16 protein-coding genes are annotated in these 23,317 nt (G+C 71.3%); 8 read left to right on the forward strand and 8 right to left on the reverse strand.

Features of this window, described 5'->3' with window-relative positions; all coding sequences use genetic code 11:
* Positions 1-14 precede the first annotated feature (14 nt).
* The 3 genes from ACGF3H_RS02170 (at position 15) to ACGF3H_RS02180 (ending at position 3,579) form a co-directional block, all read left to right on the forward strand.
* The gene (locus ACGF3H_RS02170) at positions 15-1,280 is read left to right on the forward strand and encodes a sensor domain-containing protein (protein WP_362495550.1); all 1,266 of its coding nucleotides are present in this window, start codon (positions 15-17) and stop codon (positions 1,278-1,280) included.
* A complete protein-coding gene (locus ACGF3H_RS02175) occupies positions 1,265-1,918 on the forward strand; it encodes a response regulator transcription factor (RefSeq protein ID WP_362495553.1) in 654 nt (217 codons plus the stop codon). Before ACGF3H_RS02170 ends, ACGF3H_RS02175 begins: the two co-directional genes overlap by 16 nt.
* A gap of 131 nt (positions 1,919-2,049) precedes the next feature.
* The gene (locus ACGF3H_RS02180) at positions 2,050-3,579 is read left to right on the forward strand and encodes a DUF1996 domain-containing protein (RefSeq protein ID WP_362495556.1); all 1,530 of its coding nucleotides are present in this window, start codon (positions 2,050-2,052) and stop codon (positions 3,577-3,579) included.
* 74 nt (positions 3,580-3,653) lie between these two features.
* Here the strand turns inward: ACGF3H_RS02180 and ACGF3H_RS02185 are convergent, their stop codons facing one another.
* A complete protein-coding gene (locus ACGF3H_RS02185) occupies positions 3,654-4,082 on the reverse strand; it encodes a hypothetical protein (RefSeq protein WP_362495559.1) in 429 nt (142 codons plus the stop codon).
* Positions 4,083-4,219: 137 nt separating this feature from the next.
* On the opposite strand from ACGF3H_RS02185, the gene ACGF3H_RS02190 reads away from it, so the two are divergent.
* The 3 genes from ACGF3H_RS02190 (at position 4,220) to ACGF3H_RS02200 (ending at position 8,117) form a co-directional block, all read left to right on the forward strand.
* Positions 4,220-6,139 carry a hypothetical protein gene (locus ACGF3H_RS02190; protein ID WP_362495561.1) on the forward strand — a complete coding sequence of 640 codons (1,920 nt, stop codon included), beginning with the start codon at positions 4,220-4,222 and terminating at the stop codon, positions 6,137-6,139.
* An 85-nt stretch (positions 6,140-6,224) separates the two neighbouring features.
* The gene (locus tag ACGF3H_RS02195) at positions 6,225-7,334 is read left to right on the forward strand and encodes a PDR/VanB family oxidoreductase (RefSeq protein ID WP_362495564.1); all 1,110 of its coding nucleotides are present in this window, start codon (positions 6,225-6,227) and stop codon (positions 7,332-7,334) included.
* Between the two features lie 66 nt (positions 7,335-7,400).
* Positions 7,401-8,117, forward strand: a complete 717-nt coding sequence (locus ACGF3H_RS02200; protein ID WP_362495567.1) for a TetR/AcrR family transcriptional regulator — start codon at positions 7,401-7,403, stop codon at positions 8,115-8,117.
* Position 8,118: 1 nt separating this feature from the next.
* Here the strand turns inward: ACGF3H_RS02200 and ACGF3H_RS02205 are convergent, their stop codons facing one another.
* The 7 genes from ACGF3H_RS02205 to ACGF3H_RS02235 form a co-directional block, all read right to left on the reverse strand.
* The gene (locus ACGF3H_RS02205; protein WP_362495570.1) at positions 8,119-8,472 is read right to left on the reverse strand and encodes an isomerase; all 354 of its coding nucleotides are present in this window, start codon (positions 8,470-8,472) and stop codon (positions 8,119-8,121) included.
* A gap of 50 nt (positions 8,473-8,522) precedes the next feature.
* Entirely contained in the window at positions 8,523-13,949 is a 5,427-nt protein-coding gene (gene pulA, locus ACGF3H_RS02210) for a pullulanase-type alpha-1,6-glucosidase (protein ID WP_362495572.1), read from the reverse strand.
* A gap of 144 nt (positions 13,950-14,093) precedes the next feature.
* Positions 14,094-15,464 carry an alpha-amylase family protein gene (locus ACGF3H_RS02215; RefSeq protein ID WP_362495575.1) on the reverse strand — a complete coding sequence of 457 codons (1,371 nt, stop codon included), beginning with the start codon at positions 15,462-15,464 and terminating at the stop codon, positions 14,094-14,096.
* A 150-nt stretch (positions 15,465-15,614) separates the two neighbouring features.
* Complete coding sequence (locus ACGF3H_RS02220) at positions 15,615-17,297, reverse strand: glycoside hydrolase family 13 protein (protein ID WP_362495577.1); 1,683 nt, start codon at positions 17,295-17,297, stop codon at positions 15,615-15,617.
* Positions 17,298-17,447: 150 nt separating this feature from the next.
* Positions 17,448-18,359 (reverse strand): ABC transporter permease subunit, encoded by a 912-nt coding sequence (locus ACGF3H_RS02225; RefSeq protein ID WP_362495580.1) that lies wholly within the window; start codon positions 18,357-18,359, stop codon positions 17,448-17,450.
* Positions 18,360-18,372: 13 nt separating this feature from the next.
* Positions 18,373-19,377, reverse strand: a complete 1,005-nt coding sequence (locus tag ACGF3H_RS02230; RefSeq protein WP_362495582.1) for a sugar ABC transporter permease — start codon at positions 19,375-19,377, stop codon at positions 18,373-18,375.
* A gap of 108 nt (positions 19,378-19,485) precedes the next feature.
* Entirely contained in the window at positions 19,486-20,757 is a 1,272-nt protein-coding gene (locus tag ACGF3H_RS02235; RefSeq protein ID WP_362495585.1) for an extracellular solute-binding protein, read from the reverse strand.
* 391 nt (positions 20,758-21,148) lie between these two features.
* On the opposite strand from ACGF3H_RS02235, the gene ACGF3H_RS02240 reads away from it, so the two are divergent.
* Positions 21,149-22,183: a LacI family DNA-binding transcriptional regulator gene (locus tag ACGF3H_RS02240; protein WP_362495588.1), complete on the forward strand. Its 1,035-nt coding sequence runs from the start codon at positions 21,149-21,151 to the stop codon at positions 22,181-22,183.
* Between the two features lie 85 nt (positions 22,184-22,268).
* Entirely contained in the window at positions 22,269-23,132 is an 864-nt protein-coding gene (locus ACGF3H_RS02245; protein ID WP_362495590.1) for a phosphatase PAP2 family protein, read from the forward strand.
* Positions 23,133-23,317 lie beyond the last annotated feature (185 nt).

Below are 23,317 nucleotides of genomic sequence, written 5' to 3' on the forward strand. Positions count from 1 at the left end.
GCGAGACTGACGCCATGAGCTTCGAGATGACGCGCGACGGCGGCGGTACGCGGATACGGAACGTGGGCCTGACGGCCGTACGGGGGCTGGGGCTGGCACTGATCTGCCTCCCCGGCGCGGTGCTGTGCTTCTGCCTCACCCTGGTGTCGATCGCGCTCGTCCCGATCGGGGTCGGCATCGTCACCACCCCGTACGTGCTGACGGGCGTGCGGGCGTTCGCGGACCGGCGGCGGCTGCTGGCCGCCGAGTGGGGCGGGGTGCGCATCCCGCGGGCGTACCGGCCGCTGCCGGCGGACGCCAACCCGTGGGCCCGCACCTTCGGCATGCTCCGCGACCCGGCGACCTGGCGGGACTTCCGCTGGCTGCCGGCCGACATGACGGCGGGCTTCGTCCTCGCCCTGCTCGCCTTCCTGCTGCCGCTGTACCCGCTGGAGGGGTTCGTGATCGCGGCCGGGCTGTGGCGGGCCCTGCCCGACGGATACTGGTACGGCTTCGTGCACGTCACCGACCAGACCTCGGCCTACTACGCCGCCGCGCTGGCCGTCGTCCTCCTCGTCCCGGCCCTCTGGCTCGCCCCGCGCGCGCTGCACGCCCACTTCCGGCTCACCGCCGGCCTCCTCGGCGACGGTGACGGTGCACTGGCCGAGCGGGTGCGGGTGCTGACCGAGACGCGCCGGGACGCCGTCGACAGCTCCGCCGCCGAACTGCGCCGCATCGAACGGGACCTGCACGACGGGGCGCAGGCCCGGCTGGTCGCCATGGGCATGGACCTGGGCACCGTCGAGGCGCTGCTCGAGAAGGACCCGGCGAAGGCCCGCGAGCTGCTGGCGCAGGCCCGGCAGTCCTCCGCCGAGGCGCTGACGGAGCTGCGCGAGCTGGTGCGCGGCATCCACCCGCCGGTCCTCGCCGAGCGCGGACTCGGCGACGCCGTACGGGCGCTGGCGCTGCGGCTGCCCGTGCGGGCCGAGACGGACGTCGACCTGCCCGGCCGCGCGGAGGCGCCCGTGGAGTCGGCCGCGTACTTCGCGGTCAGCGAGGTGCTCACCAACGCCGTGAAGCACTCCGGCGCCGACCGGATCTGGATCGACGTGCACCACGCGGACGGGCAGTTGCGCGTCTCCGTCACGGACAACGGCAAGGGCGGTGCGGTGGCCTCGGCGGGGTCCGGGCTGGCCGGGGTGGAGCGGCGGCTGGGTACATTCGACGGCGTCCTGGCCGTCAGCTCCCCGGCGGGCGGTCCCACCATGGTCACCATGGAGATCCCTTGCGCGTTGTCCTAGCCGAAGACCTGTTCCTGCTGCGCGACGGGCTGGTCCGGCTCCTTCAGGCCCACGACTTCGAGATCGCCGCCGCCGTCGAGTCGGGTCCCGAGCTGACCCGGGCCCTGGCCGAACTGGAGCCGGACGTCGCCGTGGTCGACGTCCGGCTCCCGCCCACGCACACCGACGAGGGCCTGCAGTGCGCGCTCGCCGCCCGCCGGGAGCGGCCGGGGCTGCCGGTGCTGGTGCTGTCCCAGCACGTGGAGCAGCTGTACGCGCGTGAGCTGCTCGCCGACGGCACCGGCGGGGTGGGGTACCTGCTCAAGGACCGGGTGTTCGATGCGGAGCAGTTCGTGGACGCCGTACGGCGGGTGGCGGCGGGCGGCACCGCGATGGACCCCCAGGTCATCCAGCAACTGCTCAGCCGGCGTGCGGCGGAGGACCGGCCGCTGGAGCGGCTGACGCCCCGGGAGCTGGAGGTGCTGGAGCTGATGGCGCAGGGGCGGACCAACGCGGCGATCGCGGGGCGGCTCGTCGTGACGGAGCGCGCGATCGCGAAGCACACCGCGAACATCTTCGCCAAGCTGAGCCTCGAGGTCTCGGACGACGACAACCGCCGTGTGCTGGCGGTTCTGGCCTATCTCGACCACGGCCGCTGAGTCACACCGGTCCCGCAGGACCCTCGATTCCCAGGACGGGTGAACACCTCCGCAGCGGCTTCCGTATGGAGGGGAGCCGCTTCACTCCTGTCGGGCGCCTCGATGCCCCGCAAGGAAGTCAGAGGAGTTCCATGGGACGCAATACGAGAAAACGCCGAATGCCGCTGGCCGCCAAGGCCGTTGCCGGGGCGGCGGCCCTGGCACTCGGCGGGGGCGGGCTGGTCTGGGCGAACTTCTACGCCTCGGCCCACGAGGAGCACTCGCCGCACAACCGGACGAGGTCGGCCGCGGCGCAGGTCGCGACCATCAGCTGCCCCGACGTCGGTCAGCGGATCTCCGAGGTGCCGGACCGCGCCCGCGGGGAGGTGGACGGCGAACTGGCCACGCTGGACAGCCAGATCACCGACGCCTACCAGCGACTCGCCACCACGCGGCGCGCGCAGGCCGGGGACTCCCGGTTCGTCGACAACGCCATCCTCGGTCCGCTGAAGGACCGGCGGAAGGTGATCATCGACCGGATCCAGCTGGAGATCGACCGGGCCGGCGGCCGGGCGGACGACGGCCTGGACGACCTGGCGACGTGCCAGGGCCGGCCGGCGAACCGCCCGCAGGACGGCGACGGTGGCCAGAACGGCGGTCAGGGCGACGACGGCGGTCAGGACGACGGCGGTGGCCAGGGCGGTGACGGCGGTCAGGGCGGTGACGGCCAGGACCAGGACGACAACGGCAACGGTGTCGCGGGCCCGGTGGCCGACGACTTCATCGACATCAACGACGTCCGGCCGAACTCGCGCGACAGCCGCAACGGCCTCGCCGCCGACGGCGACGGCGGCTCCACCGGCACCTTCACCACCGACTGCGGGGTCAACGAGAACAACCTGTTCAACAGTGACAACCTGATCGCCGCCCCCGGTGTCGACAACGGCGCGCACCACACCCACGACTACGTCGGCAACCAGGACAACGACGCCTTCTCCAGCGACGACGACCTGGCGAACGCCGACACCTCGTGCCGGAACCAGGGCGACAGGTCCACCTACTACTGGCCGGTGCTGCGGCTGCAGGACGGTACGCAGGAGTTCGACGCGGGCGACCAGGGCGGCGGCGCCGAGGGCAACATCGGCAAGATCCTCAAGCCCGCACAGGCCGAGCTGAGGTTCGCCGGCAACCGGCAGGGCGACGTGGTGGCGATGCCGAAGTTCCTGCGCATCATCACCGGCGACGCCAAGTCCTTCACCAACGGCGACGCGAACGCCAACAGCTCGTGGAGCTGCACCGGCTTCGAGGACCGGCAGGTCACGGACAAGTACCCGCTGTGCCCCGACGGCAGCCAGGTGGTGCGGACGACCCACTTCCAGAGCTGCTGGGACGGCCAGAACACCGACAGCGCCAACCACCGCACCCACACGGCGTTCGTCGACGAGAACGGCAACTGCCCGGACGGCTTCCAGGCCATCCCCCAGCTCCAGGTGCGCCTGGTGTACGACATCCCCACCCCGGTCGTCGAGAACGGCCAGGTGCGGAACCCGTACGCCGTGGACAGCTTCCCGGAGCAGCTGCACAAGCCGATCACCGACCACAACGACTTCATCAACGTCATGGACGAGGACCTGATGGACCAGGTGGTCGACTGCATCAACAACGGCGAGGACTGCACGTAGCCCCGCCGGCGACGGACCCGGGAGGGCCGGTGGCGGACTCTCCGCCACCGGCCCTCCCCCGCGTCCGCGGGCGGTCAGCCGCCGTGGCCGCCGTGCCCGGCCGGGTGCGTGCCGCCCCCGTGCACCGCCCCCTGCTCCAGGGTGCCGCCGAGCCGGCCCCGCAGGCCGGCCACGACGTCCTCGTGGCCGACGGCGACCCATTTGCGGCCGACGAGGTAGTAGCCGCCGTAGTCCTTGGCCGTGTCGATCCACTCGCGCTGTCCGCGGTCGGTGGCGAAGGTGGCGAGGACGTACTTCTCCTCACCCCTCCGGCAGATGGCCTGGCGGAGGGTGTCCGCGTCGGTCTGCAGGTCCGGCTCGCAGCCGGCCTCGGCGGCCAGGTGCTCCAGGCTCCCGGTCGCCGTCTCCGGCACGGCCTCGCCGCCCCCCTCGGACGCACAGCCCGTCAGTGCCAGTACCGCCACCGCACCGGCCAGCGCGAGCCTCGGTCGGATCAGCCTCATGTGTTCCTCCGGTCCCTGACGGCGACATGCCGCACGGAACCCCGGCACGGGGCTCCGGCCATCGGTACGGCCACGGACGGCGGAGCGCTCAACGGCACGCCCGGTGACCACGGGCCGACTGGCTCGTTCTGCTGGACGTGCAGTCACAGGATGTCGCCAAACGCCCCGCACCGTCCGCCGCTGACCCGGTCGTCGACGTCGAGCAGGCCGAGGCCGCGCTCGTCGAGCACTATCCGGGCCTGGTCCGCCTCGCCTACCTGGTGCTGCCGCCCGGCCTCGGCCGCAGCCGCCGGGTGCTGACCGCGCACGCCCTGACGCAGCGCGCGCTGCCCAGGAACCGGACGGCGACGCCCGTGATCCCCGCCCAGTCGACCGGCCGCGAGGGCGACCCCGGGTACGCCCTGGTGCGTCTGCGGGTCGTGCGTACGGCACTGGAGGCGGGACTGCCGCTGTGGCGCCGGGCACGGCCCAGGCGGTCCCAGCTGCCGCCGCTGCTGCCCCAGGTGTGGGGGCTCAAGCTCTTCCCGCGCTCGGGCGGCGCCGACGAACTCGCCCTGGACCAGCGGCTGTCCGCCCTGTCCGGCCCGGCCCGGGCGGCGTACGCGCTGCGCGGTCTCGACCGGCTCCCCGACAGCGACGTGCGGCGGCTGCTCACGGCCGCCGGGGTCGGCGACGCCGACGGCGCTCTGCGCGAGGCCGACGAGGTGGCGGACCAGTACGCGCTGCTCGCCTCCCCCGAGTTCGACCCCTGTTCGCTCCAGGCCCGGCCCACCGATCTGATGCGGCGCCGCCGGCACACCAAGGCGGCTCTGGTCGCCGGGGCGGCACTGGTGGTGTGCGGGGCGCTGCTGAGCCTGCCCGGCGACGGCTGGGGGCCGGACGGCGCGGCCGCCCCGGCGGATGCCCGCAACCCGGCGGCCGAGGCGGCCCTCGACCCCGGCAGGCTGACGAGGGCCGCCCCCGCGGCCTGGAAGACCTCCGCGCGCACCGACTTCTCGGTGTGGCCGGCGCGCGGCGCCCTCACCGGAGACGAGGCGCTGCTGCGCCGGGCCCTCGCCGTCTGGGCCCGCCCCGGCGGGAACGTGCGGGTCTCGGCGACGGCGGGCACCGCGAGCGGCGGGCCGGCCGGACCGCCGCAACTGCTGTACGCCGGGACCGTCGACACCGCGCGCGTCGTGATCCTCTACGACGGTCTGCGCATCGTCCGGTACGCCGAGCCGAAGGACGGCACGGCGGGCGCCGCGCTCGACTTCGCGCGGGCCGACGGGGCCGGCCGGACGGAGGCGACGGCGGTGGTGCTGGGCCGGGCCGACGGCAACGTGCGCTATCTGACGGCGCCCTGGGTGACGAAGGCGGCCGAGCGGGACCTGGTGAAGCCGCGGTCCGGAGCGATGGAGCTGACACTGGCCGACGGGGTGACCTCGCCGCTGGCGAGCCCGGTCCAGCGCACCGGGGACTGCGCCTCGTGGAACGTGCTCCAGCTGACCGACGGCTCGCACACCCGCCTGATGAGCGACCTCGGCGAGCTGGTCCCGGCCCGCCTCACCACCGGACGGCCCGGGAAGGCGAAGGACGTCTTTGGGGCGGGGGCGCTGCACACCTGGGCGCCGTACGCCTGCTCCCTGGGCGCCGTGCGCGGACAGGGGGTGCGGTCGGTGAACGCCTGGGAGTTCGCGAGCCAGCCGCTGCCCGACGAGACCGGTTCGGGCGAGTGGGTGTGCACGCGGGCCGAGACCTGGCGGGGGGCCGGGGCGCGGGTGATGGCGCAGTTCCGGACGCCGGGCGGGGTGCGGGGCGCGGTGGCCGCGAAGGCCCAGGACGTGCCGGCGTGCGGCAAGCGCGATCCGCACGTGCTGGCCGGGGTGCTGTGGAAGTCGGAGGGCGGGCACTGGTACCTGCTGGCCGCCGGCAGCCGGGACACGGAGTCGGTCGAGGCGACCGGCGGGGTCAGCGGCTCCGCCGACGGCCGACTGCTGACGGCCGAGGCCGAGCGGGGCGCCCAGGCCCGGCTGAAGGGCACCCTGGAGGACGGGCGGACGATCGGCGGGCTGCGCTAGCCACCGGGCACGCTTGCTGACACCAGCGTCAACAAGTACCGCCGCAAGGGTTCCTGACGGGCCTACTCGTCAGTACATTGACGCCATGTCCAACAAGCATGTCTCCGCGCTGAAGACCCTGGTGGTGCTGGCCGGTGCCGCGCTGGCCGTCCGGCGGGCGATGCGGGGCCGGACCCCCGCCCCGCCGCCGGCGACGACGGACGCCGGGAAGCCGCCGTCCCCGGGGCGGTCCGGGGCCCGTGGCCTGCGGTTGCTGGTCACCGCGCACGAACGCCTGGCCGACGGGGTGGCCGGGCTCCGTCTGGAGGGGCACGACCTGCCGCGCTGGGAGCCGGGCGCCCACGTGGACCTGGTCCTGCCGTCGGGGCTGGTCCGGCAGTACTCGCTGTGCGGCGACCCCGAGGACACCTCGTCGTACACCGTCGCCACGCGGCTCGTCGAGGACGGACGGGGAGGCTCGCGCGAGGTGCACGAGCAGGTGCAGGAGGGCATGGAGCTGGAGGTGCGCGGACCCCGCAACCGCTTCCCGCTGGTCGACGCCCCCGCCTACGTGTTCGTCGCCGGCGGCATCGGCATCACCCCGGTCCTGCCCATGCTGCGGGCCCTGCCGGAGGGCACCGAGTGGCGGCTGCTGTACGGCGGGCGCACTCGGGCCTCGATGCCCTTCCTGGAGGACGTCGAGAAACTGGCCGCGGGCGGCGGACGAAGCGGGACGGGAGTGCGCCCGGCCGAAGGCCGGGGGCGGGTCACCGTGGTCGCCGAGGACGAGGACGGGCTGCCCGACCTGGACGCCTTCCTCGCGGACCTCCCCGAGGGCGCGGCCGTCTACTGCTGCGGCCCCGAGTCACTGATGGCGGCCGTCGAGGAGCGGCTCCCGGAGGGCACCGCCCCGTACCTGGAGCGGTTCGCGCCGCGTACGGCGGCGGACGGCGACGGGGAGTTCGAGGTCGAGCTGCACCGCAGCGGGCGCACCCTGACCGTGGCCGCCGGTTCGTCCGTGCTGGCCGCCGTGCGCGCCGAGCTGCCGAACACGCCGTACTCCTGCGAACAGGGCTGGTGCGGGACCTGCCAACAGCGGGTGCTGGAGGGCGAGATCGATCACCGGGACGAGCTGCTGACCGACGCGGAGCGCGGCGACTCGATGCTCATCTGCGTCTCGCGCGCCAGGAGCGCACGACTCGTACTGGACCTGTGAGGCCGGCGAACACCGATGCCCGGTCCGGCCCGTTCAGAGGCTGGATTCGATCGGTAAGGTGTTCGTATGACTACCGGGGTACGCCGCAGAATGGGCGTCGAGGAGCGGCGGCAGCAGTTGATCGGCGTCGCGCTCGATCTGTTCAGCCGCCGCTCGCCCGACGAGGTCTCCATCGACGAGATAGCGTCGGCCGCCGGCATCTCGCGCCCGCTGGTCTATCACTACTTCCCCGGCAAACTCAGCCTGTACGAGGCCGCGTTGCAGCGTGCCGCCGCCGACCTGGCGGCCCGATTCGCGGAGCCCCGGGAGGGCCCGCTGGGGGCGCGGCTGCTGCGGGTGATGGGGCGCTACTTCGACTTCGTCGACGAGCACGGCCCCGGCTTCTCGGCGCTGATGCGCGGAGGTCCGGCGGTCCCGGCGGGCGGGGCCTGCTCGTTGAGCACGGTGTCCACGGCGAACGCGCTCGTCGACTCCGTGCGGCAGGCCGCGTACGTCCAGATCCTTGCGCATCTGGACGTCACCGATCCGCCCCCGCGACTGGAACTGGTCGTCCGTTCGTGGATCTCGCTCGCCGAGTCGACGGCGCTGATCTGGCTGGACGGCCGGCGCATCCCGCGCGCCGAGCTGGAGGCCCAGCTCGTGCACGACTTCGCGGCGCTGCTGGCGGTGAGCGCCGCCCACGACGAGGAGATGGGCGCCCTGCTGCGCGGCGTCCTGGAGGACGAGCCGGCCGACGGCCCGTTCACGGACCTGGTCGGCCGGCTGATCGAGCTGGCGTCGTAGCTCAGACCTCGGCCTTGCGGTAGGACGGGTCGAGGTCGCGCACCTCGGCCGACAGATGCAGGGTGACCTCGTCCCTCGGCTCGACGTGCTTGCGCAGCAGGTCCACCACGGCCTCGGTGAGCTGCGCCTTCGTCTCGTCGGAACGCCCGGCGAGCAGGGCGATCGACACGTTCACGATGGCGTGCCGCTCCTTCTCGGCACCGACGACGTCCTCCTCGCCGCGCAGGACCCGCGTCTTGCACGCCTCCAGCCGCGCGGCCACCGTCTCGACGACCACCGGGTGCAGGGCGAGGGCGAACTCCTCCCAGTCGACGTCGTCGAGAGACGCGGAACGCTCGATGGTGATCTGCGGCATGGGTGCTCCTCTTCTACGGCGGACAGGAGCACCCTAACCGCAGCGTCCCGCTAGCCCGCGCGGGTGAAGACCGCCACCGTGCGGGCCGGCACCGTGAAGGTGCCCGAGTCCCGCGCGTAGGCCGCCTTCTTCACGACGGGGTCCGCTCCGGACGCCTGCACCGGGTGCAGCCGGTAACCGGTACCGGCCGCCTCGCTCACCCGCTGCCGCTGCTCCTCGGGGGTCGCGTTGAAGACCACGACCAGGTCACCGAGGCGCATGGTGATCACGCCGGGTGTCTCGTCCTTCCCGGAGAGCGGGAAGGAGAGCCGGGACTGCACCTGGCCGGCCGTGGCGAGGGAGAAGTCCTTCTCGCTCGTACGGATCTTCAGCAGGTCCCGGTACGCGGCCGAGGCGCCCCGGATCTGCGGACAGCCGGCCTTCACCGTGGTGAGCAGGGGCGCCGCGTAGGTCCACTTGTCCTTGTTGTCCGCGGCCGGCGGCAGCCCGCGGCCGAAGCCGTTGCCGTCGGCGCAGTTCCAGTGGATGGCGTTGAACCAGTCGCCGCTGTCGAAGGAGTTGCGGTCCAGCGACTTGGAGCGCAGCAGGTCGGTGCCGGCCTGGGAGAGCGCCGGGCCCTGCGAGAGGCCGGCGGTGGCCATGGCGAGGACCTGCATGCGGGCCCGGTCGTCGGCGGACGTGTCCTTCGGCAGCTTGTACGCGAGCGCGTCGAAGAGGGACTCGTTGTCATGGGCGTCGGCGTAGGCGAGGGCGTCGCCCGGGGCCTCCGCGTATCCGGCGGGGGCGCCGTTGTAGTCGACGTCGGAGCCCTTGACCTCCTTGCCGTCGGTGTCCGTGAAGCGGTAGGCGGCGAGGTTGCCGGTGAGGCCGACCTTGATCAGATCCTGGTAGTGCAGCAGGCGGGCCTTCTGCTCGGCCTCGGTGCCGTTCCCCTTCGAGGTGTTGGGGTCGGTGTACAGGCCGGAGGCGAAGCCCTGGACGCCGGGGTCGGCGTCGAAGGGGGAACCGCCGCGCACGGCGTCGCGGGCCCGGTCGGAGAAGGTCGCGATGCCGGTGCCGGCCATGTTCTTCTGGGTGGCCTGGACGAAGCGGGCGTCGTCGGCGACCTCGCCGAAGTTCCAGCCCTCCCCGTACAGGATGATCTTCTTGCCGTCGACGCCGTCCTTCGCGACGGTCAGCGCGTCGAGGGCCTTGCGGACGGCGAGGATGTTGGCCTTCGGGTGGTGGCCCATGAGGTCGAAGCGGAAGCCGTCGACCTTGTACTCCTTGGCCCACGTGACGACCGAGTCCACGACGAGCTTGCCCATCATGGCGTTCTCCGTGGCCGTGTTCGCGCAGCACGTGCTGTTCGCGACCGAGCCGTCGGCCAGCAGGCGCTGGTAGTAGCCGGGCACGATCCGGTCCAGGACGGACGTGTCCGCCTGGCCGCTCGCCGCCGTGTGGTTGTAGACGACGTCCATGACGACGCGCAGGCCGTCCTCGTTGAGCGCCTTGACCATCCGGCGGAACTCGACCGTGCGGGCGGTGCCGTCGGGGTCGGTGGCGTAGGAGCCCTCGGGGACCGTGTAGTGGTACGGGTCGTAACCCCAGTTGTAGGCGTCCTTCGCGGCGGCCTTCGCCACGCACTCCTGCTGCTGGTCGGAGTCGGCGGGGGAGGAGGCGAGGTCGCAGTCGACGGTGGCCTGGTCGGACTTCTTCTCGGGGATCGTGGCGATGTCGAAGGCGGGCAGCAGGTGCACGTAGGAGGTGCCCGCCCGCGCCAGCTCGCGCAGGTGCTTCGAACCGTCGCTGTCCTGGTCGGTGAAGGCGAGGTAGGTGCCCCGGTGGGCCGGGGCGGCGGTGCCGTCCGCGACGGAGAAGTCGCGGACGTGCAGCTCCTGGATCTGGGCGTCCCTGAGCGGCACGGCCTCGGGCTTGGTGTAGTCCGACCAGCCGCGCGGGGCGAGCGCGCGGTCGTCGAGGTCGACGACGAGGCTGCGCTCGGAGTCGGTGGTCAGGGCGACCGAGTAGGGGTCGGTGACCTTGTTGGTGACGACCTCGCCCGCGGTGGGCGCCCAGACCTGGACGACGTACCGGTAGGACTTGCCCTTCCAGGACGCCGGGCCGGTGACGGACCAGACGCCGGTGGCGTCGTCGCGGCGCATGCCGACCGTGCGGTCGCCGATCTCCAGCTTCACGCTCTGCGCGGTCGGTGCCCACACGGACAGCGTGGGGCGGCCGTGGCGGAAGACCGGGCCGAGGCCGGCCTCGGTGGCCCCGGCGTAGAGGTCGTCCAGGACGCCGGCGGTCTGCACGCCGGTCGCGGCGAGCACGGCACCGTTGGCGGCCCGCTGGGAGGCGACGACCTGGCCGCGCAGGGCCTCGCGGACCCGGTCGCGGTCGCGCGGGTCGACGGACCAGGCGGTGTACTCCTTCAGGTGGGGGAACGTCGTCTTCTGGGCGTCGGTGAGGGTGGTCCTCGTCAGGCGGAGCCACTGGGCGTCGTCCGCGGTGAGGGTGCCGTTCGCGGCCTCGACCGAGCCGCTGCGGGAGGCGAGCAGCTGGGTGGAGGCGGCGCCCTCGGTGCCGTTCCAGGCGACGGTGTCGCGGTCGATCCAGACCGCCTTGGCGGTGGTGAGGTCGACGGCGGCGGCCGAGCCCGCGGGCTGCGGCAGCAGGTACTTCTCCTGGCCGCTCACCAGCCACACCTCGTGGCCGTTCGCCCTGAGGTCCAGGGCCTGGTCGGTGGGCAGGTCCTTCTCGTCGCCCTGGTGGAGGATGTAGTTGAGGCTGGTGGCACCCTCGGCGAGGGGCACCTCGAAGACCGCGCCGTAGGAGTCGGTCTTCACCGGCGCCAGCGGCTTCGCCCAGTCGGTGGGGTTCGCGGCGCCCGTCCAGACGTGCAGGCCCCAGCCGTCGTAGTTCCCGTCGGCACGGTGGTAGTGCAGGACGGCCTTGGAAGTGTCCTGGGCCGGGTAATCCGGCCGCTCGGTGACGACCTGCTCCTTGCCCTGCTCGATCCACACCTCGCCCGTCTTCGTCACGTCGATCGTGCGGTCGGCGGCGACGTCCTTGTTCCCGTCCTTGTCGATGACGAGGAAGCCGACGTTCGACGCGCCCGGCTCGAGCTTGACGTAGGCGAAGGCGCCGTAGGCGTCCCGGCCGGTGAAGGGGTGGGTGGCGGGCCAGGTGGTCGCCTCGCCGTCGGCGAGGTCGCCCCAGGCGTACAGGCCCCAGTCGCCGTAGTTCCCGTCCTGCCGCTTGTAGTGGACGATCGCGTAGTCGCGGGAGGCGGCGGTGGGCGGCTGCTCGACCGGCGGGGTGCCGGTCGTCGAGGCGGCCGTGGCGCTCGCGGTGCGGCCCGCCGAGTCGACGACGACCGCCTTGTAGCGCAGGGCGGTGCCGGCCGGGGTGTCCTCGCCGATGGTCTGGGTGACCTTGTAGGGGGCGTGGTCGGCGGTGCCGAGGGTGCGCCAGGTGCCGTCGCCGGTCTGGGCGGCGAAGACGACGCGGTTCAGCTGTCCCCCGTCGACGTCGGCCGTCAGCTCGACGGTGCCGGTGGCGCCGGGCTCGGGTGCGGTGAGGGTGACCGCCGGCTTCGTGGCGGGCGCGGCGAGCCTGCCCGTGGCCTTGAGGACGATCGCGGAGCCGGCCGGCACGGTGACGGTGACCTTCCTGTCGGCGCCGGACCGCACGGTGGCGTCGGTGCCGTAGAGGCCGCGGAAGGTCATGCCGGCCGAGCCGGTCGCGAAGGTGGCCGTCCTCTCCCCGTCGGCGTTGTTGAGGGCGACGACGTACTCGGTGCCGCTGTCGGCGTCGGTGCGGGAGAAGGCGTAGACGCCGGGGCCGTCGGCGGCGTAGCGCTCGGTCTGGACGCCGTCGGCGAGGGCCGGGTTGGCCTTGCGGAGCTTCGCGAGGGCGCTGATCTGCCGGTACTGCGGCGCGTTCGTGTCGTAGGCGGCCTCGGCGTGGGTGCGGTCGGTGCCGAGCTGGTCGTCGTCCAGGTAGTCGGCGGTGCGGGAGGCGAACATCGGCTGGCGGGCGTCCTTGTCGCCGCCGGCGCCGGTGAAGCCCTGCTCGTCGCCGTAGTAGATCACCGGGTTGCCGCGGCTGAGGAACATCAGCTCGTTGGCGAGCCTGTCCTTCTTCAGCAGTTCGGCGTCACCGGCCTCCGGGTCGTCCTGCTTCAGGAAGGTGCCGAAGCGGCCCATGTCGTGGTTGCCGAGGAAGGTGACCTGCTCGTAGGCGTTGGCCTTGTCGGTCGTGTACTTCCAGTCGTCACCGAAGACCGAGGCGAGCTTCTGGGCGCTGCCGCCCTGGGAGACGTAGGCGCGGGCCGCGTCCTGGAAGGGGAAGTCCAGCGTGGAGTCCAGCCGGCCCTGGGTGACGTACGGGGCGGTGACGGAGGTGTCGGCGGAGTAGACCTCGCCGAACATGAAGAAGTCGTCGCGGCCCCGCTTCGCGGCGTAGGCGTCCAGCGCGGTGGCCCACTGGGTCCAGAACTCCATGTCGACGTGCTTCACGGTGTCGATCCGGAAGCCGTCGATGGCGAAGTCCTTCACCCACCGCTCGTAGATCTGCTCCATGCCGCTGACGACCTCGGGCCGTTCGGTCCACAGGTCGTCGAGACCGTTGAAGTCGCCGTACGTGGCGGATTCGCCGGCCCAGGTCGAGTCGCCCCGGTTGTGGTACATCGCCGGGTCGTTGAGCCAGGAGGGGACCTTGAGGTTCTTCTTCGCGGCCGGCACCGTCGGCGTGCGCGGGAAGGAGCCGGCGTCCACGCGGGGGAAGCGGCGGGAGCCGTCGGCGTAGTCGGCGTCGTCGAAGGGCTGCCCGTCCTTCGTCAGGTACGGGAAGGCGCCCTTCGAGAGATAGTCGTAGGACTTCTCCTCGTAGTCGACGACGTCGGCGGTGTGGTTGGTGATGACGTCGAAGAAGACCTTCATGCCCTTGGCGTGCGCCTTGGAGATGAGGTTCTTCAGGTCCTGGTTGGTGCCGAAGTGCGGGTCGACCTGGGTGAAGTCGGTGATCCAGTAACCGTGGTAGCCGGCCGAGGCGTTCTCACCGGTGCCCTGCACGGGCTGGTTCTTGAAGATGGGCGCCATCCAGATGGAGGTGGTGCCCAGACCCTTGATGTAGTCGAGCCGCTCGGTCAGGCCCTTGAGGTCGCCGCCCTGGTAGAAGCCCTTGTCGGTGGGGTCGTAGCCGGTGCTGAGCCGGGTGCCGGTCAGGCCGCCCTTGTCGTTGCGGGTGTCACCGTTGGCGAAGCGGTCGGGCAGGACGAAGTAGAACTGCTCGCGGGTCAGGTCGTGGCGCGCGGCGGTCTTCGCCAGCTTCGCGTCCGACGGGGGCGCGGGCGGGGCACCGGCCCGCGCGGCGAGGGGTGTCAGGAGTGTCGCCGCGAGCGCGGCGACGGTGACGGCCGCGATCCGTGGGGCGGCGGCCCCTCCGGGTGCGGCGGTGCGGCGCTTCACAGGCGCCGGCCATCTCGGTATCACCGGTGTGAACTCCTTGCGATTACGGCTCGATCGGGTCCGACCCCGGCGTGACCGTAGCGCCGACGCAAGTCTTGCGGCAAGGGCCGTGAAAGTAACGGAAAGGAATTTCACGGCCCTTGCTCGTGACACGTGCTCAGCGGCCGGTCAGCAGCCGGACTTGCCCGCGTACAGGGCGAGGGCGGTGTCGGCTCCCAGCGTCGCGGTGAACTGGCCGGAGCCGTTCACGGTCACCGGCCGGTTGCTCTGGACGTCGCAGTACGTCCCGGCCGGCAGCGAGGTCTGGTAGGTGCGGGTCAGCGCGCCCGACTCGTGGTTGATGGCGACGTAGCCCTTGCTGCCGCGCCCGAAGGCGATGGCGTCGTTGCCGTTGTCCCACCAGTTCGTGACCGCCTGGCCGCGCACGGCGTTGCGGAAGGCGACCATCGACTTGATCTCCGGCCAGGCGTGCTGGCACTTCCAGCCGTCCTGCCAGCAGGCGTTCACCCGGCCGCCGTTGGGGGGACCGGCGTCCGCGCTGGACCACTCGTAGCCGGAGTTGACGTCCGGTGCGCCGTAGGGCCAGGCCAGCATGAAGACGTTGGCCAGGGTGTACCTGGCGTTGTCCTTGTAGCTGAGCGTGGAGCCGTTGCGCTCGGTGTCGTGGTTGTCGACGAAGACGCCGGAGACACCGCTGCTCATGTAGCCCCAGCCCTCGCCGTAGTTCTTGAGGTAGGCGAGGTTCTCGTTGTTGAAGACGCGCTTGAGGTCGTAGGCGTACCGGAACTCCTGCACGTCGCCGTTGCCGGTGTACTCGGACGGCTGGATGGCCTCGCCGGCGCCGTAGATGACTTCCTGCTTCCAGTACACGGACGGGTTCGACAGCCGGGACTTGATGTTCGCGAGGTCGGCGGCCGGGATGTGCTTGGCCCCGTCGACGCGGAAGCCGTCGACGCCGAGGGAGAGCAGGTCGTTCAGGTATCCGGCGACCGTCTTGCGGACGTACTCCTCGCCGGTGTCCAGGTCGGCGAGGCCGACGAGTTCGCAGTGCTGGACGTTGTACCGGTCCTGGTAGTTGGTGACCTGGGCGGTGCAGTCGTCGAAGTCGTACGAGGAGTACAGCCCGGGGTAGTCGTACTTCGTGTACGACGAGCCGCCGGTGCCGGTGCCGCTGCCCGCGGACATGTGGTTGACCACGGCGTCGGCGACGACCTTCACCCCGGCCGCGTGGCAGGTGTTCACCATGTTCCGGAAGGCCGTGCGGTCGCCGAGCCGACCCGCGATCTTGTAGCTGACCGGCTGGTAAGACGTCCACCACTGCCCGCCCTGTATGTGCTCGGCCGGCGGGGAGACCTGGACGTAGCCGTACCCGGCGGGGCCGAGGGTGGTGGTGCACTCCTTGGCGACGGAGGCGAAGTCCCACTCGAAGAGGACCGCGGTGACGTCCTTGGTGCCGGGCGGGGAGGCCTGCGCGTTCGTAGGGGTCATGACAAGGGCGGCCGTCAGAGCGACGGCCCCCGTGAGGGCTCTGCGTGCCATGTGGGGAGTTCCTTCGTCGTTGAAGGCTCTTGCTGAAACCTTCAGCAAGATTTCGGTGACGCAGATGTTAAGGGCCCGCCGCCCGAAAGGGCAGCGGGCCGTACGCAATTGAACGAAGATTCTTGCCGGACCTCCGTCGGGCGGCGGGTGTCAGACCGTCGTCCACCACACGGTCGTGTCCGCCGGCACCTTCGCCTCGCCGTTCGCCTCGGTCACCTCGCCGCTGGCCAGCAGCACGCGGCCGTGGGCGGGCACCGTCACCGACTCGCCGGTGGTGTTGGCGACGCAGACGAACTCCCCGCGACGGAAGGCGAGGACGCCCTCGGGTGCCCGCAGCCACTCCACGGCGTCGCCCGCGCCCAGGTCGGCGTGCTCGCGGCGGACGGCCAGCGCGGTCCGGTACAGCTCCAGGGTCGAGCCGGGCTCGCCGGTCTGGGCCTCGACGCTCAGCTCGCCCCAGCCCGCCGGCTGCGGAAGCCAGCTCCCGCCGTCACCGAAGCCGTACGACGACCCCGTACGCGTCCACGGGATCGGCACCCGGCACCCGTCGCGGAAGCCGTCCTGGCCGGCGCCGCGGAAGTACGCCGGGTCCTGGCGCACCTCGTCGGGCAGGTCGACGACGTCCGGGAGGCCCAGCTCCTCGCCCTGGTAGACGTAGGCCGAGCCGGGCAGCGCCAGCATCAGCAGGGTGGCCGCGCGGGCCCTGCGCAGCCCCAGCTCGCGGTCGCCGGCCAGGCGGATCTGGGTGCCGAGGCCGGCCGGGTTGGCGAAGCGGGTGGCGTGCCGGGTGACGTCGTGGTTGGACAGCACCCAGGTGGCGGGGGCGCCGACCGGCCGCATGGCGTCCAGCGTCCGGTCGATGACCGCGCGCAGCTCCTCGGCGTCCCAGTGGGTGCCCAGGTACTGGAAGTTGAACGCCTGGTGCAGCTCGTCCGGGCGGACGTAGTGGGCGGTGCGCTCGACGGTCGGGGTCCACGCCTCGGCGACGAAGATCCGCTCTCCGCTGTACTCGTCCAGGATGAGGCGCCACTGCCGGTAGATGTCGTGGACGCCGTCCTGGTCGAAGAACGGCATGACATCGTTGCCCAGCAGCTTCAGCTGCTCGTGCGATCCGAGGTCGGGCAGGCCCTCCGCCTTCACCATGCCGTGGGCGACGTCGATGCGGAAGCCGTCCACGCCCATGTCCAGCCAGAAGCGCAGGATGGAGCGGAACTCGTCGCCGACGGCCGGGTGCTCCCAGTTGAAGTCGGGCTGCTCGGGGGCGAACAGGTGCAGGTACCACTCCCCCGGCGTGCCGTCGGGCTCGGTGACCCGGGTCCAGGCGGGACCGCCGAAGATGGACTCCCAGTCGTTGGGCGGCAGTTCGCCGTTCTCGCCCTTGCCGGGGCGGAAGTGGTAGCGGTCCCGCGACGGGGAGCCGGGGCCCTCGGCGAGGGCGCGCTTGAACCACTCGTGCTGGTCGGAGGAGTGGTTCGGGACCAGGTCGACGATGATGCGCAGGCCCAGGCCGTGGGCGTCGCGGATCAGCGCGTCCGCGTCCAGGAGCGTGCCGAACATGGGGTCGACGGCCCGGTAGTCGGCGACGTCGTAGCCGGCGTCGGCCTGCGGGGAGGCGTAGAAGGGGCTGAGCCACACGGCGTCCACGCCCAGGTCGCGCAGGTACGGCAGGCGGGTGCGGACACCCTCCAGGTCGCCCATGCCGTCGCCGTTGCTGTCGGCGAAGCTGCGCGGGTACACCTGGTAGATGACCGCGTCGCGCCACCAGTCGCGGCGCCTCGTGACGGTGGCGGTGGCAGAGGTGGGGGCCGGTGCGGCGGAAGGCTGCTGGCTCATGGCGTCCTTGTACGTAACGGGGCGGTTCGGGTCATGGATGCGTGGTGGTGTCCGGCGACGGGTGACGAGGCGGCCGCGGTGCCGGCGGGGTCGGATGGACACCGCGGCCGCCACCCGCGCGGCAAGGCGCGGGAGTCGGTGGGGCGGGCGTCAGCCCTTCGTGCCGCCGGCGGTGAGACCGGTCACCAGGTTCTTCTGCACCAGGTAGAAGAACGCGGAGACGGGTATCGCGACGAGCACGGCGGTGGCCGCCATGAGGTTGCGCTGCGCGTCGTGCTCGCTGACGAAGCTCTGCAGTCCGACGGCGAAGGTGTACTTCGTGTCGCTCAGCATGAACGTGGAGGCGAAGGCGACCTCGCCGAAGGCCGTGATGAAGCTGTAGAAACCGGCGACCGCGAGACCCGGCTTGGCGAGCGGGAGGATCAGCCGGAAGAAGGTGCCGAAGGGGTTCAGCCCGTCGACCCGGCCGGCCTCGTCGATCTCGAACGGGATGGTGTCGAAGTAGCCCTTGAGCAGCCAGGCGCAGTACGGCACCGCCGTGGAGCAGTAGACGAGGACCAGACCGAAGTAGTTGTCGATGAGCTGGAGCCTGGACAGGATCTGGTACATCGGCACGATCAGCACCGCGATGGGGAACATCTGGGTGACCAGCAGGACCCACATCAGCTTCTTGTAACCGGGGAAGCGCATCCGCGAGACCGCGTAGCCGGTGGTGGCGGCGACCATGACGCCGATGACCGTGGTGCCCAGCGAGACGATCAGCGAGCTCTTCAGCCAGTCGAAGAAGTTGGTGTGCTGGAGCACGAAGGCGTAGTTGTCGAAGGTCATCTTCGACCAGATGCCGCCGGGGTGCAGGTAGTCGTCCTTGTCCGGGCCGAGGGACAGGTAGACCAGCCAGGCGATCGGGAAGAGCGCGACGAGGCTCGCCACGATCAGGATGCCGTGGGAGGCGAGGGACGCGCCGCGGCTGCGTTCGCTGCGGCTCCGGACCCGGCGCTTGGGCGCGGCGGAGTCGGGGGCCTGGTCGGCGGGAGCCTCGGTCGGCACGGTGGTGGTACTCATGATGGCTCCTGCCTCAGTTCGCGAGCTGCTGCTCATTGCGGTTCAGCCAGCGGCGGTAGAAGGAGGTGAAGACGATCAGGATGGCCAGCAGCAGGATGCCGTAGGCGGCGGACTGTGCGAAGTCGCGCGGCTGCTGTCCGAAGCCGAGCTGGTACGCCCAGGTGACGAGGATCTGGGCGTCGGGCGCCGTGTTGCCGAAGAGCAGGAAGATCACGGCGAACTGGTTGAACGTCCAGATGATGCCGAGCAGCACGACGGTGGAGCTGACGGACCTGAGCCCGGGCAGGGTGACGTAGCGGAAGCGCTGCCAGGCGTTCGCGCCGTCCATCTCGGCGGCCTCGTACAGGCTGGCGTCGATGGACTGGAGGCCGCCGAGGAGCGAGACCATCATGAACGGCACCCCGCACCAGGTGTTGACCATGATCGCGGCGAACCGCTGCCAGAAGACGTCCTCCAGCCACAGCGGCGTCGGCAGGTGCAGCGCGTCGAGGGCGGAGTTGATGATGCCGCTGTCGGCGAGCATGAAGCGCCAGCCGAAGACGGTGACGAAGGTCGGCACGGCCCACGGCAGGACCAGGATCAGCCGGTAGACGGTGCGTCCGCGCAGCTTCTGGTTGAGCAGCAGCGCGAGGCCGAGACCGATGAAGTAGTGCAGGCCGACACAGAGCGCCGTCCACACGATCGTCCAGATGAAGTGCGACCAGAACCGGTCGTACGCCGTCGGCCCCCACAGGATGTCGGCGTAGTTGTCCAGGCCGATGAACTTGTAGGTGGCGTCGATGTGGTTGACGCCGATGGTGCGCGCCGAGTTCAGGCTGTTGGCGTCGGTGAGCGTGAGGTAGAGGCCGTACACCAGCGGGTACAGCACGAGGACGCCGAGCACGACGGCCACCGGCGCGATCATCGCGTAGGCGTACCAGTGCTTCTGGTATCCGTCTTTCAGACGCCGGCCGAGGCCGGGCCGCGGGGTGCGGTCACCGCGGCGCTTGCCGGTCGCGCGGTCGATGGCGACTGTCATGGTTCGACACCTTCGAAGAGCAGCAGGAAGATCAAGGGGTACGACGCGCGGGCCGGTGGCCGCCGGATCCCCTCCCCCCTGGACGGGGGACCCGGCGGCCACACGGACTCACTTGCCGAAGTCCGGCACCAGCTTGGTCATCGCGGTCTCGACGTCGCCGAGGCCCCCGTCGAGGGACTTCTTGCCGCCGGCGATCTGGGGCAGCTCGTCGTCCAGCGGACCCCACAGGGAGCTGTACTCGGGCAGGGCCGGGCGCGGCTGGGCGGCGGGCAGGACCGTCTGGTAGCCGGCGATGCCCGGGTCGGCCTTGACCTTGTCGGTGTAGGCGTCGTCGCGGGTCGGCAGCGTGGAGTTCTTCAGCGCGACGGTCTCCTGGGACTTCGCCGAGGTCATGAAGTTCACGAACTTCAGCGCCGCCTCCTGGTGCGCCTGGTCCGAACCGGCGTACACCGACAGGTTGTGGCCGCCGGTGGGGGCGCCCGCCTTGCCGGTGGAGCCGGCCGGGACGGTGACGATGCCGAGGTTGCTCTTGTCCTTGAACGCCGAGCCCTTGTAGAAGTTGGTGATCTCCCACGGGCCCTGGATCGTCGAGGCGACCTTGCCGTTGACGAACGCGTCCTGGATGTGCGCGTAGGCGTCGGCGGTGGTGTCGGCCTTGTGCAGGCCCTTGCCGTTGAACAGGCTCAGCCAGGTGCCGTAGGCCTTCTGGGCCGCGGGCGACTTGACGGTGATCTTCTTGGCGTCGGCGTCGACCGTGTCGGTGCCCTCGCCGTACAGGAAGGGCTGGGCGTAGTAGCCGGCGGTGGAGCCCCAGAAGCCGTCGACGCCGGTCTTGTCCTTGATGGTGGCGGCGGCCTTCTTCAGGTCGTCCCAGGTCTTGGGGGCCTGGACGCCGGCCTTCTCGAACAGGGCCTTGTTGTAGACGAAGGCGAGCGTGTCGGTGACCAGCGGCACGCCGTAGGTCTTGCCCTCGTACTTGGCCTGCTCGATCAGGCTGGGCTGGAACTTGGCCTGGTCGGCGAGGGCCTCGGTGCCGTCCAGCGGCAGGAAGAAGCCCTTCTTGGCGAAGGCGGGGGTCCAGCCGACCTCGGAGCGCAGCACGTCCGGGGCGCCCTTGGAGCCGGCGGCGGTGTCGAACTTGTTCTGCGCCTGGTCGAAGGGCACGTTGACGAAGTTGACCTTGATGCCCTTGTTGGCGGCCTCGAACTCCTTGACCAGGGCCTTGTAGGTCGGCGCCTCGTTGGTCGCGTTGGAGGTGTCCCAGTAAGTGATGGTGACCGGTCCGCCGGACTCGCTGTCACTGTCGCCGTCCCCGCCGCACGCCGTCGCCGCGAGGGCGAGGGACGCCACCAGAGCGGTGGCCGCTATGCCACGCCGCATGAGTTCTCCTTGAGGGTGAAAGCCCGTGTGGTGCAGGGTCGCGGGCCCGTCCGCCGCTCCTGCCGACACCGACCGCGTCATTGCCGCCGTCGGGCGACGTGAACGTAACAGCGTTGTAAGCGTGGCGAAAGGCCTTGCAGCAAAAAAGTGCAAGAGATCTCCGAAGTTATCCGTGCGTGACCTCCTGGCGACCGTCGTGAGACGCTTGTTTACAGGGCACGAGCGGTATCGGGCCGGTTGTGCAAGACTCTGCAAGCTCTTGCCACCACTTTCTCAAGGGAGCGCGATGACGCAGCAGCCCGCGCCGGGCCGTCCGAAGGGCCGCCCAACCGGCCGTCCACGGCGCCCGATCGGTGTGCAAGGCGCCCTCCGACAGGTACAGTCCACCCCTGTGACCACACGGCTTGCCGACATCGCCGCCCAGGCGGGCGTGAGCGAAGCGACGGTCAGCCGCGTCCTCAACGGGAAGCCGGGCGTCGCCGCCACCACCCGACAGTCCGTGCTCGCCGCCCTCGACGTCCTGGGGTACGAGCGTCCCGTGCGGCTGCGGCAGCGCAGCGAGGGCCTGGTGGGGCTGATCACCCCGGAGCTGGAGAACCCGATATTCCCGGCGCTGGCCCAGGTCATCGGCCAGGCGCTGACCCGCCAGGGCTACACACCGGTCCTCGCCACCCAGACCCCGGGCGGCTCCACGGAGGACGAACTGACGGAGATGCTGGTCGACCGCGGGGTCGCCGGGATCATCTACGTCTCCGGACTGCACGCCGACACCACCGCCGACATGGAGCGCTACGAGCGGCTGCGCGCCCAGGGCGTGCCGTTCGTCCTGGTCGACGGCTTCTCGCCGAAGGTGCAGGCGCCCTTCATCTCCCCCGACGACCGTGCCGCGATGAGCCTCGCCGTCACCCACCTCGTCTCCCTGGGCCACACCCGCGTCGGGCTGGCCCTCGGTCCCAAGCGGTTCGTGCCGGTGCAGCGCAAGATCGAGGGCTTCGTCCGCACCGTCCAGGAGCAACTGGACCTCGACGCGCGGACCGTGGAGACGGAACTCGTCCAGCACTCGCTCTACACCCTCGAGGGCGGCCAGGCGGCGGCCACCGCGCTCATCGAGCGGGACTGCACAGCAGTGGTCTGCGCCAGCGACATGATGGCGCTGGGCGCCATACGTGCGGCCCGGCAGCGCGGGCTGGACGTGCCGAAGGACATCTCGGTCGTCGGCTTCGACGACTCGCCGCTGATCGCCTTCACCGACCCGCCGCTGACGACCGTCCGCAAGCCGGTCCCCGCGATGGGGCAGGCCGCGGTGCGCACGCTGCTGGAGGAGATCGGCGGGACACCCGCGCCGCACAGCGAGTTCGTGTTCATGCCGGAGCTGGTCGTGCGCGGTTCGACCGCCTCGGCGCCGGCCGCACGCCACCGGTCCTGACCCTCCCTCCGGGGCAGCGGGTGCGGCCCGGACCCGGCAGGGGGATGATCGGTGGAAGAAGGCTTTTCTGGCAGACTTCATGCCTATGGGTGACGCGACCGTGAGGACTCGGGAGCGCCTGGAAGAGGGCGTTCCGCACCCCGTCACGGAGGGGACGGGGCGGGGGCTCGTGCGCCGGCTCCGCAGGCCGCGCCGGCCCCGCCTGTGGTTCGAGATCCTGCTGATCGCGCTCAGCTACTGGACGTACTCGCTCGTCCGCAACGCCGTACCCGAGCAGCGGGGGCAGGCGCTGCGCAACGCCGACTGGATCTGGCGGGTCGAGCAGCACCTCGGGATCGCCGTGGAGGAAACGGTCAACCATGCCGTCGACTCGGTGACTTGGCTGGTCGTCGGCATGAACTACTACTACGCCACGTTGCACTTCGTGGTGACGCTGGGTGTGCTGGTCTGGCTGTTCCGCAGCCATCCGGGGCGGTACGCGGCGACCCGTCTGGTCCTCTTCGCGACGACGGGTGTTGCCCTGCTCGGTTACTACCTGTATCCGCTGGCCCCGCCGCGGCTGATGAACGGCGGGCACTTCATCGACACGGTGATGGTCCACCAGACGTGGGGCTCGATGGCGTCCGGGGACCTGAAGAACATGTCCAACCAGTACGCCGCGATGCCGTCGATGCACATCGGGTGGTCGGTGTGGTGCGGGCTGACGATCTTCGCGCTGGCGTCGGTGCCGTGGGTGCGGGTGCTGGGGCTGGTGTATCCGGCGCTGACGCTGGTGGTGATCGTGGCGACGGCGAACCACTTCTGGCTGGACGCTGTGGGGGGCTTGCTGTGCCTGGCCTTCGGTTACGCGGTGGCCCGGGTCTGGTACGGGAGGCTGCCGTACGCGTTGCCGCGGGTGGTGCCGGGGGGTGGGGCGCGGCGGGGGGTGTGGTCGCCCGGGCGGGCCTGAGAGGGCGTACGTCGGTCTGGGGCGTGCGGGGGGTTCGGCGCGAGCGGGTGGGGCCGGTGGCCCGGCGTTGCGGACAGCTCGGCGCGTGCTGGTGGGCCGGGTGGCCCGGCGTTGCGGGGTGCGGGGAGTTCGGCGCGAGCGGGTGGGTCCGGTGGCCCGGCGTTGCGGGGTGCGGGGAGTCCGGC

Origin of the sequence: Streptomyces sp. NPDC048185 (assembly GCF_043202495.1) — a bacterium.
Taxonomy (GTDB): Bacteria; Actinomycetota; Actinomycetes; order Streptomycetales; family Streptomycetaceae; genus Streptomyces.